At 51.3% G+C, this 15,183-nt stretch carries 12 protein-coding genes; 1 reads left to right on the top strand and 11 read right to left on the bottom strand.

Annotation, left to right across the window (positions count from 1 at the left end):
* Window positions 1-70 precede the first annotated feature (70 nt).
* Window positions 71-1,564 (top strand): VanW family protein, encoded by a 1,494-nt coding sequence (locus tag ACFQ0N_RS23970; protein WP_379331006.1) that lies wholly within the window; start codon window positions 71-73, stop codon window positions 1,562-1,564.
* Window positions 1,565-1,633: 69 nt separating this feature from the next.
* On the opposite strand, the gene argH is transcribed toward ACFQ0N_RS23970, so the two are convergent.
* The 11 genes from argH to ACFQ0N_RS23915 all read right to left on the bottom strand — a co-directional run bounded on the left by argH (window position 1,634) and on the right by ACFQ0N_RS23915 (window position 15,024).
* A complete protein-coding gene (gene argH / locus ACFQ0N_RS23965; protein ID WP_379331004.1) occupies window positions 1,634-3,049 on the bottom strand; it encodes an argininosuccinate lyase in 1,416 nt (471 codons plus the stop codon).
* 66 nt (window positions 3,050-3,115) lie between these two features.
* A complete protein-coding gene (locus tag ACFQ0N_RS23960; RefSeq protein WP_379331002.1) occupies window positions 3,116-4,351 on the bottom strand; it encodes an argininosuccinate synthase in 1,236 nt (411 codons plus the stop codon).
* A 63-nt stretch (window positions 4,352-4,414) separates the two neighbouring features.
* On the bottom strand, window positions 4,415-5,368 hold the full coding sequence (gene argF, locus ACFQ0N_RS23955) for an ornithine carbamoyltransferase (protein WP_379331000.1): 954 nt from the start codon (window positions 5,366-5,368) through the stop codon (window positions 4,415-4,417).
* 23 nt (window positions 5,369-5,391) lie between these two features.
* Complete coding sequence (locus ACFQ0N_RS23950; protein ID WP_379330998.1) at window positions 5,392-6,582, bottom strand: acetylornithine transaminase; 1,191 nt, start codon at window positions 6,580-6,582, stop codon at window positions 5,392-5,394.
* A gap of 39 nt (window positions 6,583-6,621) precedes the next feature.
* The gene (argB, locus tag ACFQ0N_RS23945) at window positions 6,622-7,410 is read right to left on the bottom strand and encodes an acetylglutamate kinase (protein WP_379330996.1); all 789 of its coding nucleotides are present in this window, start codon (window positions 7,408-7,410) and stop codon (window positions 6,622-6,624) included.
* Between the two features lie 24 nt (window positions 7,411-7,434).
* Window positions 7,435-8,679, bottom strand: coding sequence for a bifunctional glutamate N-acetyltransferase/amino-acid acetyltransferase ArgJ (gene argJ / locus ACFQ0N_RS23940; RefSeq protein WP_379330994.1), 1,245 nt, complete (start codon window positions 8,677-8,679; stop codon window positions 7,435-7,437).
* Between the two features lie 46 nt (window positions 8,680-8,725).
* Window positions 8,726-9,775, bottom strand: a complete 1,050-nt coding sequence (gene argC, locus ACFQ0N_RS23935; RefSeq protein WP_379330992.1) for an N-acetyl-gamma-glutamyl-phosphate reductase — start codon at window positions 9,773-9,775, stop codon at window positions 8,726-8,728.
* Between the two features lie 405 nt (window positions 9,776-10,180).
* Window positions 10,181-11,288, bottom strand: a protein-coding gene (gene prfB / locus ACFQ0N_RS23930; RefSeq protein ID WP_379330990.1) for a peptide chain release factor 2 whose coding sequence is annotated in 2 segments (ribosomal slippage) — window positions 10,181-11,215 and window positions 11,217-11,288 — 1,107 coding nt in all. Because the reading frame shifts where the segments join, the coding sequence is not laid out codon by codon here.
* Window positions 11,289-11,346: 58 nt separating this feature from the next.
* The gene (secA, locus tag ACFQ0N_RS23925; RefSeq protein ID WP_379330988.1) at window positions 11,347-13,857 is read right to left on the bottom strand and encodes a preprotein translocase subunit SecA; all 2,511 of its coding nucleotides are present in this window, start codon (window positions 13,855-13,857) and stop codon (window positions 11,347-11,349) included.
* A gap of 158 nt (window positions 13,858-14,015) precedes the next feature.
* A complete protein-coding gene (hpf, locus tag ACFQ0N_RS23920) occupies window positions 14,016-14,561 on the bottom strand; it encodes a ribosome hibernation-promoting factor, HPF/YfiA family (RefSeq protein ID WP_379330986.1) in 546 nt (181 codons plus the stop codon).
* A gap of 265 nt (window positions 14,562-14,826) precedes the next feature.
* Window positions 14,827-15,024 carry a cold-shock protein gene (locus tag ACFQ0N_RS23915; protein ID WP_028599014.1) on the bottom strand — a complete coding sequence of 66 codons (198 nt, stop codon included), beginning with the start codon at window positions 15,022-15,024 and terminating at the stop codon, window positions 14,827-14,829.
* Window positions 15,025-15,183: the final 159 nt, after the last annotated feature.

The following is a 15,183-nucleotide window of genomic DNA, read 5'->3' as shown; positions in this document are numbered from 1 at the left end:
TAAACAAATATGGCTTGCCTTCCATGCATATACATGAAGAACAGCAGCAAAAAGTAGGTGATTATAGACGATGAAACGCTTGTTATTCTGGTGGATTATTGCCGCCGCCGTGCTGCTTATCCTTTCTACCGCCTGGGGGTTAATATGGGTATTTTCACAACGGGATACAGTACCGGAGGGCGTACATGCAACAACAGGCAATCATGATGGAGCAGCTCCGGCAGGCGATGTGCTGCATAACATCCGCCCCCTCTCTTTAGGGGGGCTCCCTGTCACCGCCGCATTAGCCGCGCTGGCTGCCAGCGCCCAAGCCATACTGGATACGCCGTTAACGATTGAAGCGCCGAATACCGCGGTTGCACAAAAAACGTGGACACTTGCCGAGCTCGGACTGCAAATCGACTTTGACGATGCGAAAAACACAATAATGGAATTAACGAAAGGCTCTGTAATGAATCGCTCCATGCATCGCTGGAAGTTTCCCGATCAATTAAACGTACATATTACATGGGACGCTCAAAAATTTGAAGCGGCGATCCGCAAGCAATGGGGGTACATTGATAAGACTAAGCCGATTAATGCTATACGTACTATATCGGTAAATAATACGGTCCATTACACCTCTCATCAGGATGCTTACCGTCTAAATATCGCCGCATTATTCAACAATGCGCTCAAGGCCGCGGAGCATGCGCTGGCTAAGCAATGGGGGAAGCCCGATGTTCCGCTGCACCTTACATTGCCTCTTACTGCGGTCCATCCGGAGTTTACATTGAAGCGGTTAAAGGACCAGGGAATCGATCGAATGATTGCCTCATTCTCGACTGATTTCAGTACAAGCGATAGCGGCCGCATTCATAACGTCACAGCGGCGGCCAACACCTTGCATGATTGGCTGCTTGCCCCTGACGAGCTTTTTGATTACGGCAAAGTAGTGGAGGCAACGCGCGAGAAGTATGGCTTTCAAGAGGCCCCCGTCATCGTGAATGGCGAGCTCGTTCCAGGGGTCGGCGGCGGAATTTGCCAAGTATCGAGCACCTTGTACAATGCTGCGCTTTATGCCGGATTGAGCATGACAGAACGGCGCAACCATTCACTGCCCGTCTCTTATTTGCCTAAAGGCAGAGACGCCACCTTCGCTGAAGGCGCGATCAATTTTCGTTTTAGAAATACGACGGGAAAATACTTGCTCATTCGCACAGAAGTTATCGGCCGCACGCTGACTGTGAAGCTGTTTGGCACAATGCCTGCCAATGAAACTTACAAGCTGGACTCGAAAACCGTCGAAGTCGTGCCCCCTCCGGAGAAAACAGTCGTCTCGGCTGCCGTACAGCCCGGCGGCAAAGTTTTACTGACTCCAGGCAAACCGGGGTATGTAGTAGAAACGTACCGTACTTTGTTCCGTAACGGAAAAGCGGTTTCGCGGCAGCGCATTTCCCGCGACACCTATAAAGCTCAGCCCTCTGTATTCGGCGTTGCGGCAGGGGAAACTAACGATGCTGCCCCCGCCCCGTACAATGCCGCTAAGCAAAAAGCATTAATCGAGGATGGCGTCAGCAGATGAAAAAAAGCTTGTCTGCTTCCGCGGCAGCGTATGCTGCGGCTGATCAGACAAGCTTTTTGTGTAAATGGATTACTGGCTCCGCTTTGTATATTCTTCAGCCCAGGCAGCCGTTTGGGCGGATTGCTCCTCTGCTCTGGCAATGGCATCCGAAACTTGCGGGCGGGCTGTACCGCCATATACATTGCGCGCATCGACAACCTGCTCCGGCTGCAGCACGCTGTAGATCCGCTCGTCAAACAGCGTCGAGAACTGTTTGAACTCATCCAACGTCAAATCAAGCAAATATTTGCCCTGTTGAATGCAATAAAGCACCGTTTTACCGATGACTTCATGCGCCTGACGGAAGGGCAGGCCTTTGCCGACGAGGAAATCGGCGATATCGGTCGCATTGGAGAAGTCCTGGTTTACAGCCTGGCGCATCCGGTCCTTGTTCACTTTCATCGTGGCAATCATCGGCGCGAACAGCTGCAGCGCCCCTTGCAGCGTGCGAACGGTATCGAACATGCCTTCCTTATCTTCCTGCATATCTTTGTTGTACGCTAACGGCAGCGACTTCAGCACCGTTAGCAGACCGGTCAAATTGCCGTATACGCGTCCAGTCTTGCCGCGGACAAGCTCCGGCACGTCCGGATTTTTCTTCTGCGGCATAATGCTGCTGCCCGTGCAGAACGCATCGTCGAGCTCAACAAAGTGGAACTCGGTGCTGGACCACATAATCAGCTCTTCGCTCAGGCGCGACAGATGCATCATGATGATCGAAGCATGCGATAAAAATTCAAGGATAAAATCGCGATCGCTGACAGCATCAAGGCTGTTCTCATAGACACGGTCGAAATTCAACTGGCTGGCCACGAAATGGCGGTCGATCGGAAACGTCGTGCCGGCAAGCGCTCCCGCTCCCAGCGGCAGCATATTAATTCTTTTATAGCTGTCCTGCAGCCGCTCGATATCGCGGCCAAACATCGACACATAAGCCATCATGTGATGGGCGAACAAAATCGGCTGCGCCCGCTGCAAATGAGTATATCCCGGCAAAATCGTATCGAGATTTTCTTTAGCCTGCTGGATCAGCGCATCCTGCAGCTTTTGCAGAAGCCCTACAAATTCAACAACGCGCTTGCGCAGATACAGATGCATATCCGTCGCCACCTGGTCATTGCGGCTGCGGCCGGTATGCAGCTTACCCCCTACCGGGCCGATTTCATCGATGAGGGTTTTCTCAATATTCATATGAATATCTTCGTCTGCGATCGAATATTCCATTTCTCCACGTTTGATTTTTTGCAGGACGCGATGCAACCCGTCCTTGATCGTCTCTACATCGGCAGCCGGCAAAATGCCCTGCTTGCCCAGCATCGTTACATGGGCCAGACTGCCTTGAATATCCTCTTCCGCCAATTCTTTATCAAACGTAATTGACGCTGTGTATTCTTCTACCAGCTGGTCGGTTTTTTTCGTAAACCGGCCTCCCCAAAGCTTGCTCATCACTTACCGCTCCTTTATGACAGGCGTTAGGCCCCGGCATTTCCAGCCAGGGCCTTATCGCCAATACTATTTTCTGCTTTGCTCTACTCCGGCCGATACTTTCAGGCGCAGCGCATTCAGATGAATGAAGCCCGTCGCGTCGCCTTGGTCGTAAGCTTGTGACGGATCAGCTTCCATCGTAGCGATGTCAGGATTATACAAGCTGACCGGACTCTTCACGCCAGCGCCGATAACATTGCCTTTATACAGCTTCAGGCGCACGACGCCGGTTACGTTTTTCTGGCTTTCGCTTACCAGCGCCTGCAATGCGAGACGCTCTGGCGCAAACCAGAAACCGTTGTAGACGAGCGTTGCATATTTGGAAATGAGCGAGTCGCGCAGATGCATGACGTCGCGGTCCATCGTCAAAGATTCCATTTTGCGGTGAGCAGTAAATAGAATCGTACCGCCTGGCGTCTCATATACGCCGCGGCTCTTCATGCCGACAAAACGGTTCTCCACCATATCTACCCGGCCGATACCGTGCTTGCCGCCCAGCTCATTCAGCTTTTCCATCACTGCAAGCGGGTTCAACTGCTCGCCATTGATCGCGACGCAGTTTCCGGCTTCAAAGGTCAGCTCAATATATTCGGCTTGATCCGGTGCATCCTCCGGCGCAACGCTCAGTACATACATGCCTTTATTCTCTTCAGCGCTTGGATCGAACCAAGGATCTTCCAGCATGCCGCTCTCAAAGCTGATATGCAGCAGATTGCGGTCCATCGAGTATGGTTTGGCAGCCGACGCCTGAACCGGAATGCCATGCTTCTCCGCGTAAGCGATCATCTCCGCACGTCCCGGGAACTGCGTACGGAACTCTTCGCTCCGCCATGGAGCGATTACGGCAATTTCCGGCGCGATTGCCGCCGCCGCAAGCTCAAAACGGACCTGGTCGTTGCCTTTGCCTGTAGCGCCATGGGCAATTGCAGTTGCCCCTTCAGCGCGGGCGATTTCTACCATTCTTTTCGCGATCAGCGGACGGGCGATCGATGTGCCCAGCAAATATTGCCCTTCATACAGAGCGCCGGCCTGGAACATCGGGTAGATGAAGTCTTTAGCAAACTCATCGCGCAAATCGTCGATGTACACTTTGGAAGCGCCTGTTGCCAGCGCTTTTTCTTCCAAGCCGTCCAGCTCCTCCTTTTGGCCGATATCAGCTGTAAAAGCAATAATTTCCGCATCGTAGGTTTCTTTAAGCCATTTTAAAATAACAGATGTATCCAGCCCGCCAGAATAGGCCAATACGATTTTTTCCTTTGCCATAATTCGCCATTCTCCTTATCAAATAAAATCATTTTCCGCTGCCGCACGCATGCGAATCTTCCCTTACATGATTGCTGCCATAATTGCCTTTTGCGCGTGCAGGCGATTTTCCGCCTGATCGAAAATGATGGAGTGCGGGCCGTCGATAACGCCCTCGCTCACTTCTTCGCCGCGATGCGCCGGCAGACAGTGCATAAACAGAAAATCTTTCTTCGCATATTTGGTCAATTCTTCATTCACTTGGTAATTAGCGAAAGCAAGCTCGCGTTCTTTTTGCTCGCTCTCGAAGCCCATGCTGGCCCATACGTCCGTATAGACGACATCCGCATCGGCGATCGCTTCTTTCGGATCGCGGTAAACGCCAATTTTGGCGCCCGTTTCCGCCGCTGCCTCTTCCGTTTGACGAATGATATCCGCAGACGGCTCATAGCCTTCAGGTGTAGCCACCGACAAATTAACGCCCAGCTTCGCCGCTCCCATCATCAGAGAGTGAACCATATTGTTGCCGTCTCCGACATAGGCCATCTTCAGTCCTTCCAGGCGGCCTTTATGCTCCAGAATCGTCTGATAATCGCACAGCGCCTGGCAAGGATGATTCGTATCCGTCAAGCCGTTGATCACGGGAACCGTCGCGCCGCGGGCCAATTCTATGACTGTGCGGTGCGCATAAGTGCGGATCATAATACCGTCCAAATAACGCGATAACGTCTGGGCCGTATCCCAAATCGTCTCTCCGCGGCCAATTTGCAGATCATTTCCGCTCAGAAACAGCCCTTGCCCGCCAAGCTGATAGATGCCAACTTCAAATGAAACGCGCGTGCGTGTAGAGGACTTTTCAAAAATCATGCCCAATGTTTTGCCTTTGAGCGGATGATAAATTTCTCCCGCCTTTTGCTTCTTCTTAAGATCGATCGCCAGATCGATCAAATAACGAACTTCTTCAGGTGTATAGTCAACAAGGGCGATAAAATCGCGGCCTTTTAAATTCAGCGCCAACTCTTCTTTAACATTCAGCATCGTGTAGATCAAGCTCCCTTCTTTTAGACAGCAGCTGTCCGCTCTGCAAAAATACTACTCAAAATCGTAACGGCAAGATCAGCCTCTTCCCGCGAAACAAGCAAATTAGGAAGCAGGCGAATCACATTCGGACCTGCTGTCAAAATAAGCAAGCCGCGCTGCTGCGCTTCGCTGACGACACTGGCTACCGGCTCTGTGCATTCAATACCGATAATAAGTCCTTTGCCGCGAACTTCCACGACTGACGGATGAGCGCCAAGCTGATCCTGCAGACGGCCCATCAGATATTGTCCCATGTCTGCGGCGCGCTCGGCAAGCTTCTCGCCTACAATTGTTTCTACCGTCGCTTTTACAGCGGCTGTAGCAAGCGGCGTGCCGCCAAACGTCGAGCCATGGCTGCCTGGTCCAAACGCTTCTGCCAAATAGCCCTTCGCCAGCGTAGCTCCTACAGGGAAACCGCTGCCGATACCTTTTGCCAGTGTAAAAATGTCCGGTTCAATGCCATAGTGCTCATATGCAAACAGCTTGCCCGTGCGTCCCATGCCTGTCTGAATTTCGTCGATGATCAGCAGGATGCCTTGCTCCTTGCACAACTTGGCAATATGCTGGACAAACGCTTCGTCCACCGGATGAATGCCGCCCTCCGCCTGCACCATCTCAAGCATAATAGCCGCAGTTTTGTCCGTAATCGCTGCTTCCAGCGCTGGAATATCATTCAGCGGCACATGCTTGAAGCCTTCCGGCAGCGGGGCAAAGCCTTCCTTCACCTTATCCTGGCCGGTAGCTGTCAATGTCGCTAATGTCCGTCCATGGAAGGATTGGTAGAAGGAAATGATTTCATACCGGCCGGTTTCAGCGATTTTCTGATGGTAGCGGCGCGCCAGCTTGATAGCCGCTTCGTTCGCCTCAGCTCCCGAGTTGCAGAAGAACACGGCATCCGCACAGCTGTTGTCAGTCAGCAATTTAGCGGCAGCTTCCTGATTGGGAATTTGGTATAAATTCGATACATGCCATAATTCATCCAGCTGCTTTACAAGCGCTTCTTTAATGCGATGCGGCGCGTGCCCCAAATTGGTAACTGCTATGCCGCTGACAAAATCCAAATATTTTTTTCCTTTATCGTCCCAAAGCCAGCTGCCTTCCCCTTTAACGATCGCGATCGGGTATCTGGCATAGTTTGGAAACAAAGAACTGCCTTGATTAGCTTCGCTCATCAAAAGTCACCTCTCTCACCATAAATGCAAAACCGCTGTCTATTCCTGCACGATGCGCGTACCGATCCCGCCTTCAAGCACCGCCTTGCTCAGCACATTCGGCTCATCGCCGCTGACGATGACGACCTCGCGCACCCGTCCTTGAATACATTTAATCGCTGCACGAACCTTCGGGATCATGCCGCCATAAATTTCCCCGCTTTGGATCATCGCTTCAATCTTAGCAACCGTCACTGCAGGAAGTACCCGTTTCTCCCCATCGACCGTCTTCATAATGCCCGGCACATCGGTGACAACGATCATCCGCTCTACACCCAAATGTGAAGCTACAGCGCCGGCAGCCGTATCGGCATTTATGTTGTAACGCTGGCCTGCGCTATCGATGCCTACAGGGGCGATAACCGGTATAAAACCCATATTCATAATGCCTTCAACAATATCCGCATTCACAGCCGTTACATCGCCCACATGACCGATCTCAGCCGCATTGGCTACAGGCTCTGCTGCAATCAGCTGCCCGTCTACGCCGGAAAGTCCGATCGCCTTCGCCCCGCCTTGCTGCATGCGGCGCACAATCTCTTTATTGATCTTGCCGGCCAGCACCATCTCCACGACATCGAGAACCGCTTCGCTCGTTTTGCGCAGCCCGTTCACAAATTCGCTGGCAATGCCAAGCTTATCAAGCGTCTCCGATATCGCCGGGCCGCCGCCATGGACGATGACCGGCTTGATGCCCTGCTCCTGCAGGGAGCGCAAATCGGCAAAAAACGACGCCGGCAATGCAGCAAGCGTACTGCCGCCGCATTTCATTACAAACCGTTGTTCCATCTCTTGTCCTTCCCTTTCAACGCATTAAGTACGATAAGCTGCATTGATGCGCACATAGTCGTAGGTCAGATCGCAGCCCCATGCCGTAGCCGCTCCTTCTCCCATATGCAAATCAACGCCAATCACGACCGTATCGCCCTTCAAGTAGGCCAAGGCCTCTTCCTCATCAAATGCGACCGGACGAGATTGTTCAAGCGTCGCAATCGTGCCCAGACGAATATCTACCGTCTCCGGGTTAACCGGCTGGCCGGAACGCCCTACTGCTGCAATGACGCGCCCCCAGTTGGCATCGGCGCCAAACATCGCCGATTTGACCAGGGAGGAACCGATGACAGTCTTCGCAATTGCTTGAGCCGCCTCATCGGATACTGCACCGCGCACTTGTACCTCCACAAGCTTGGTGGCGCCTTCTCCGTCGCGGGCGATCGCCTTCGCCAAAACTTCACATACATACCGCAAGCCTGCAACAAATGCCGGCCAATCAGGATGCTCCTGCGTCAACTGCGAATTGCCGGCCAAGCCGCTTGCCATAGCTATAAGCATATCATTCGTGCTTGTATCGCCGTCTACGGTAATCATATTAAAAGTCAAATTAGTAATTTGCCGCAGCGCCTGCTGCAGCGCATCGTGGTCAACAGCCGCATCTGTCGTCACAAAGCCTAGCATTGTCGCCATATTCGGATGAATCATGCCGGAGCCTTTGGACGCGCCGGCGATATGAACGGTTTTGCCATCTATGTCAACGGCGACACAAACCTCTTTCTTTACCAGATCAGTAGTTAAAATCGCCTGGCAAAAGTCGTCGCTGGCTTCGTAAGAAGCTGCCAGGCGCCCCGGCAATGCCGCAATGCCTTGCCTCACTTTATCCATCTTCAGCAGCTCGCCGATTACGCCCGTCGAAGCTACTGCAACCTGCTCTGCCGCTACGCCAATTGCCGCCGCGAACTCATTGCGCATCGCATAGGCATCGTCCTCGCCCTGCTTCCCTGTACAAGCATTGGCATTGCCGCTATTAACGATAACGGCGCGCAAGCCGCTGCCTGCCGCCACGCTCTCCCGTGTCACTTTAATCGGCGCCGCCTGAAATACATTGGTCGTGTAGACGCCTGCAGCCGCTGCCGGCACTTCACATACAATGGCGCCAATGTCATGGCGCTCTGCCTTTTTAAGCCCGCAGTGCACTCCTGCCGCCTTGAATCCGCGCGGCGTCGTTATCGAGCCTTCCGGCAAAACTGTAAACGCCGAGCCCTCCACTTGTTCTTGCTCCATGTCACATCGCTTCCCCTTCGATCAATAATACAATACATATAATTGCTTATGGATATGCCGGTACAAAATGAAGTCCGAGCGTCTCATCCCAGCCCATCATCAGATTCAAGTTTTGAATCGCTTGGCCGGAGGCGCCTTTTACCAAATTATCGATGACGGATACAATCGTCACCCGTCCGGTACGGTCATCTACATCGAAGCCGATATCGCAATAATTTGAGCCCCACACTTCTTTCGTACCTGGCCATACACCAGCCTTGCGAACCCGGACAAACTTCCGGCCCTCATAAAAATTGCGGTACAGGGAAATAAAATCTTCCGTCGTACGCCCGTCTTTCACGGTAGCGTACATCGTGCTCATAATGCCCCGTGTCATCGGCACAAGATGCGTCGTAAACGTTGTAACGACCGGATGTCCCGCAATGTCGGACAAGGTCTGTTCGATCTCCGGTATGTGTTGATGCTTATTCAGTTTATAAGCTTTGAAGTTTTCATTAAGCTCCGAATAATGAGTCCCTAAGCTTGCACCGCGCCCAGCTCCGGACACCCCGGACTTGGCATCGATAATGATCGTAGCCGGATCGATATAACCGGCCTTAATCGCCGGCAGCAAACCGAGCAGCGTCGCCGTCGGATAGCATCCCGGATTCGATATAAAATCCGCGCCGCGCACCCGATCGCCATAAATCTCCGCCAGACCGTATACAGCCCGATCGATATATTCTTGAGGCGCCGCTTCTTTCTTGTACCATGCCTCATATTGTTCACGCGACCTTAACCGGTAATCGCCTGATATATCAATAGCCTTCAATCCCGCTTCAAGATAAGCCGGGGCCAGCTTGGAAGCTACCCCTGCCGGAGTCGCGAGAAAGACAACATCCGCTTTGCTCTTTATTAATGCCGGATCTACGCCATCCAGCGCATCCGTACAAATTTCTGTCAAATGCGGATAGCCATCCGCAATCAATTCACCCGCACTGGATGAAGAAATAACCGATGTCACTTCCGCCTTAGGATGCGATGCCAGCAGCCGAATCAATTCTACACCGCCGTATCCTGTAGATCCGACGATTGCCACTCCTACCTTTTCACTCATTAGCCGTCTACTCCTATCGATGAACTTCCTAACTATTCATTTTACACGAACCGGAGAGCGGAGGAAATAGTCAGGACTTTGTATTATTATACGTTTATACTAATAAAAATACAATACAATTCAACCATTCATTTAAGTAAGAAGAAACGGCTGACGCCGTCCTTGGCGCGAGGCAAGTTTCTTCCCCTGAAATTTTATAGAATTTGCCGAGTGAAACTTATAAATTCTATAAAATTGAGAAGAAACGGCTGACGCCGTCCTTGACGCGAGGCAAGTTTCTTCCCCCGAAATTTTATAGAATTTATCGAGTGAAACTTATAAATTCTATAAAATCAAAAGAGTTCCCACACTTTATCGTGTAGGAACCCTTCTCCGCGATACCAAAAAGCTGGAGAAATCGCCTTTTTACTCATGGCGGATTTGGCTGCGCAAATATCCGTCAATAAACATATCCAAGTCGCCATCCATGACCGAGCCGACATTGCCTGTCTCCACCGACGTCCGGTGATCCTTTACCATATTGTATGGATGGAATACATAGGAACGAATCTGGCTTCCCCATGCAATATCGCTTTGCTCGCCGCGAATTTCCGCCAGCTGCTTTTCCTGTTCTTCAATTTTACGCTCATAGAGCTTCGAACGCAGCATCGTCATTGCGCTTTCCCGGTTCTGGATCTGCGAGCGCTGCGTTTGGCACGACACTACAATTCCAGTCGGGATATGAGTAATCCGAATGGCCGATTCCGTCTTGTTGACGTGCTGGCCGCCCGCGCCGCTCGCGCGATACGTATCAACCTTCAAATCCTCAGAGCGGATTTCGATCTCGACATCATCGACGATTTCCGGCATCACGTCGCAGGATACAAAGGAGGTATGCCGTCTGCCTGAAGAATCAAAAGGCGAGATCCGTACAAGCCGATGAACGCCCTTTTCAGCTTTCAGATAGCCATAGGCATTAAACCCCTTGATCATAATCGTCACACTCTTGATTCCGGCCTCATCGCCAGGCAAGTAATCCAGCAATTCAACTTTGTAACCCCGCTTCTCCGCCCAGCGCGTATACATCCGGTAGAGCATCTGCGCCCAATCCTGCGACTCGGTGCCGCCCGCTCCCGGATGCAGCTCCAAAATCGCATTCAGCTTGTCGTATGGCTGATTCAGCAGCAGCTGCAGCTCAAATTCGCCGACCTTGCGCACAAGTTCGTTTACACCATTCACGATGTCCGCTTCCAACGACTCGTCGCCCTCTTCTTCCGCCAGCTCCAGCATCGTTTGCAGATCATCCTGCTCCGTGCCCAGCCGGTGGTATTGCTCGACGACTGATTTGACCGCATTCAGCTCTGAAATGATGCCTTGTGCCCGATCATTGTCATCCCAAAAATCAGGCGCCGACATTTTCACTTCATAATTTTCAATTAATTCCTGCTTCAGATCTAAGTCAAAGAGACCCCCTGAGTTCTTGGAGCCGCTTCGCCATCTCGCGCAGGTCTTGCTTCACCGTTACGTCAATCATGACTACCGCTTCACCTCAATATGCTGTTTCGCATCGCCTGCCGGGCGGAAAGAATAGCTTACTCCACACCGTGGCATTGCTTATACTTTTTGCCGCTGCCGCATGGACATGGATCATTTCGGCCGATTCGTTCGTCGCGCTTAACCGGGCGTTTCACCTGAGGCTCGCTGCTCCCTCCGGACTCCGTCTGCCCCTTTGCGACTTCCTGGCGCTCCAGATTGCTCTCGACATGCGCCTTCATAATATATTTTGTAACTTCCTCCTGGATGCTCATTACCATTTCCTTGAACATCTCGAAGCCTTCAAATTGATATTCACGAAGCGGATCCGTACCGCCGTAAGCCCGCAGATGGATACCTTGACGCAATTGATCCATCGCATCGATGTGATCCATCCACTTGCTATCGACCGCACGCAAGACGACAACCTTCTCGAACTCGCGCATCGTCTCGACGCCGATTTCCTCTTCGCGCTGATCGTACAGCTCCATTACCCGCTTCTCCAAAAACTCGATTATATCTTCTTTTTCTTTGCCCCACAGATCATCCTTCGTCAGCGTACCTTCGCTTAGGAATGTACCGTGTGCAAAATCGATGATCTCTTGGTATTCCCAGTTTTCCGGAACTTCGTCATCAGAGCAGTGCACTTCTACAATATTGGCGATGATCGGCTTGATCATTTCAATGACTTCTTCGCGAATATTGTCGGAGTGCAGCACTTCGCGACGCTGCTTGTAGATGATTTCCCGCTGCTGATTCATGACATCATCATATTGGAGGACGACTTTACGCAGGTCAAAGTTGTTGCCTTCTACACGCTTCTGCGCAGATTCGACCGCGCGCGAGATCAAGCGGCTTTCGATCGGCTGATCCTCTTCAAACCCGAGACGCTCCATCATGCCCATAATGTTCTCGGAGCCGAAGCGGCGCATTAATTCATCATCGAGCGACAGATAGAACTGCGATGAGCCCGGATCGCCCTGACGTCCTGCACGTCCGCGCAGCTGGTTATCGATCCGCCGGCTTTCGTGACGCTCCGTACCGATAATATGAAGACCCCCGACCTCAGGCACTCCGTCGCCAAGCAAAATATCGGTACCGCGCCCAGCCATGTTCGTCGCAATCGTGACCGCGCTTGGCTGGCCGGCACGGGATACAATCTCCGCTTCCTCGGCGTGGAACTTGGCATTCAATACTTTATGAGAAACGCCGCGGCGCTTCAACATGTCGGAAATCTTCTCGGAATTTTCGATCGATACCGTACCGACAAGCACCGGCTGATTTTTGTCATGGCGCTGGACGATTTCTTCCACAACCGCCTTGAACTTGCCAAGCTCCGTCTTATAAACGACATCAGGTGAATCGACGCGGATATTCGGACGGTTGGTCGGCACTTGAATAACATCCAGACCATAAATTTTCTTAAATTCTTCTTCCTCGGTCTTCGCCGTACCTGTCATACCGGCCAGCTTGCGGTACATCCGGAAGTAGTTCTGGAACGTAATCGTCGCCAGCGTCATGCTTTCGTTCTGAACCTTCATCTGCTCCTTGGCTTCAATCGCCTGATGCAAGCCATCGCTGTAACGGCGGCCGGCCATGAGACGTCCCGTAAACTCGTCGACGATGACAACCTCATCATCCTGAACGACATAGTCGACGTCACGTTTCATAATGACGTGAGCTTTGAGCGCTTGCTGGATATGATGATTGAGGGTAACGTTCGCATGGTCAAACAAGTTTTCAATGCCAAAAGCGCGCTCTGCCTTCTCGACGCCCGCTTCGGTCATCGTTACGCTTCGCACTTTAATATCGACCGTATAATCCTCTTCCGCCTTCAGACGGCTAACAAACCGGTCCGCAGCGAAGTACAGCTCCGTCGATTTGGCCGCTTGTCCGGAAATAATCAGCGGTGTCCGCGCCTCATCGATTAAGATGGAATCCACCTCGTCAATAATAGAGAAGTAAAGCGGACGCTGAACCATTTGTTCTTTATAAAGCACCATGTTGTCCCGCAAATAGTCGAATCCGTACTCATTGTTCGTTCCATACGTAATATCGCAAGCGTAAGCTTCCTGCTTCTCCTCATGGGATAAGCCGCTTAGGTTACAGCCAACGGTCAAGCCCAGGAAATTGTAGAGCTCTCCCATCTGTGCGCTGTCCCGCTGCGCCAAATAATCATTGACTGTAACAACATGAACACCGCGGCCCAGCAGGGCATTCAAATATACAGGCAGTGTCGCTACAAGCGTTTTGCCTTCCCCTGTCTTCATCTCGGCGATCTTGCCTTCGTGAAGCACCATACCGCCAACTAGCTGAACGTCGTAGTGCCTTTTATCAAGGACGCGCTTGGAAGCTTCACGCACGACGGCAAATGCCTCCGGCAGTAGATCCGTCAGTTCTTCGCCCTTCTCGATCCGCGCCCTGAATTCAACCGTCTTCTCACGAAGGCCATCATCTGAAAGCTGGGAGATTTGCGACTCCAATCCGTTTATCTGGTCTACAATACGCAGCAGACGCTTTATTTCCCGTTCGTTAGCGTCTCCGAAAATTTTCTTTACAAGTCCGAGCATGGTCTTCCCCTTTCGCTGCATAAGCCTGTTTGCATAAATTGTAACAGTTTGCGACGCTATTCGCAATGTAAACAACCCTCAGAACGCCATCTAAAAAGGGCAGCACTTCTTGGAAGAAGTACCGCCCTGGCAATTGTTCACTTATGTGTAGTTGGCAGTCAGCCCTGTTCAATAAGTCCGTACTTACCATCACTGCGACGATAGACGACATTTACTTCCTTCGTTGCAGAATTGGCGAATACGAAGAATGAATGGCCGACCATATTCATCTGGAGAATAGCTTCCTCCACATCCATTGGCTTCATTGTAAAGCGCTTTGTACGCACCAGCTCCATATCGTCCTCTTCATCCATAACTTGGACGGCAGCGCCTTCGTCCTTAAATAAGGTGCGAATGCCGCTCTCTTGGCGTACTTTGCGATTGACCTTCGTCTTATGCTTACGAATTTGCCGCTCCAATTTGTCCACAACACGGTCGATCGAAGCGTACATATCGTCGCCCTTCTCTTCAGCCCGCAGCATCAGTCCTGGCAGCGGGATTGTCACTTCAACTGTATGCATGCCCTTCGTTACGGACATGGTGACATTGATCTCGGAGGTGATCGGCGCTTCAAAATACTTTTCCAGGCGGGTGAGCTTCTTTTCGACAAAATCGCGCAAGGCGTCTGTCACTGGAATGTTTTGACCTCGAATATTGTATTTCATGGGGCACTCCTCCTTTACTTAATCTTATTATATCATAAGTGGGCACCCCAGCCAAAACATTTTCTGTATTTTTCGAATTGTCAGACAATTTATATGGCGAAAGTATGGCCGAATGGTAGCAGCCATGTGAACGATATGTTGGACGCAGGCTGCTAAGCTTGTTCCGGAATAACAAAAAAAAAGCCCTGATTGCGCAGGGCTGCTTCTTGTCATGTCTGTGGTTAAGCGTGAACCATCTATAAGTTGGCCGCTTAACAGCCGATGATTACAATTTGACTACGTTAGCTGCTTGAGGACCGCGAGCGCCTTCGACGATGTCGAATTCTACAGATTGGCCTTCTTCCAGCGTTTTGAAGCCTTCGGATTGAATTGCCGAGAAGTGAACAAATACGTCTCCGCCTTGCTCAGTCTCGATGAATCCATAACCTTTCTCTGCGTTAAACCATTTTACTTTACCTTGCATTCAGAACATTCCCTTCATCTTCAAATAGCTGCGTGTAATCATTAGTATGATTCACAAATCGACTATACCACCGTTTTCACATAATTGTCAATGATATTTTGTAAGCGAATTCATCCCACTTATATCGACATCAATAGCGAAATTTGTCGGAGACAAACA

The sequence above is a fragment of the Paenibacillus sp. GCM10027626 genome, from assembly GCF_042676285.1.
Classification (GTDB): domain Bacteria; phylum Bacillota; class Bacilli; order Paenibacillales; family Paenibacillaceae; genus Paenibacillus_Z.
The sequence above is the reverse complement of the archived record's forward strand: the minus strand, read 5'-3'. Positions and strand labels throughout refer to the sequence as shown.

Bases quoted from the DNA above. Each gene is read 5' to 3' on its own strand.
- argB (WP_379330996.1), bottom strand. From the start codon at position 7,410: ATGGAACAACGGTTTGTAATGAAATGCGGCGGCAGTACGCTTGCTGCA.
- argJ (WP_379330994.1), bottom strand. From the start codon at position 8,679: ATGGAGCAAGAACAAGTGGAGGGCTCGGCGTTTACAGTTTTGCCGGAA.
- argH (WP_379331004.1), bottom strand. From the start codon at position 3,049: ATGAGCAAGCTTTGGGGAGGCCGGTTTACGAAAAAAACCGACCAGCTG.
- secA (WP_379330988.1), bottom strand. From the start codon at position 13,857: ATGCTCGGACTTGTAAAGAAAATTTTCGGAGACGCTAACGAACGGGAA.
- argF (WP_379331000.1), bottom strand. From the start codon at position 5,368: ATGCTGAATGTTAAAGAAGAGTTGGCGCTGAATTTAAAAGGCCGCGAT.
- ACFQ0N_RS23950 (WP_379330998.1), bottom strand. From the start codon at position 6,582: ATGAGCGAAGCTAATCAAGGCAGTTCTTTGTTTCCAAACTATGCCAGA.
- argC (WP_379330992.1), bottom strand. From the start codon at position 9,775: ATGAGTGAAAAGGTAGGAGTGGCAATCGTCGGATCTACAGGATACGGC.
- hpf (WP_379330986.1), bottom strand. From the start codon at position 14,561: ATGAAATACAATATTCGAGGTCAAAACATTCCAGTGACAGACGCCTTG.
- ACFQ0N_RS23970 (WP_379331006.1), top strand. From the start codon at position 71: ATGAAACGCTTGTTATTCTGGTGGATTATTGCCGCCGCCGTGCTGCTT.
- ACFQ0N_RS23960 (WP_379331002.1), bottom strand. From the start codon at position 4,351: ATGGCAAAGGAAAAAATCGTATTGGCCTATTCTGGCGGGCTGGATACA.
- ACFQ0N_RS23915 (WP_028599014.1), bottom strand. From the start codon at position 15,024: ATGCAAGGTAAAGTAAAATGGTTTAACGCAGAGAAAGGTTATGGATTC.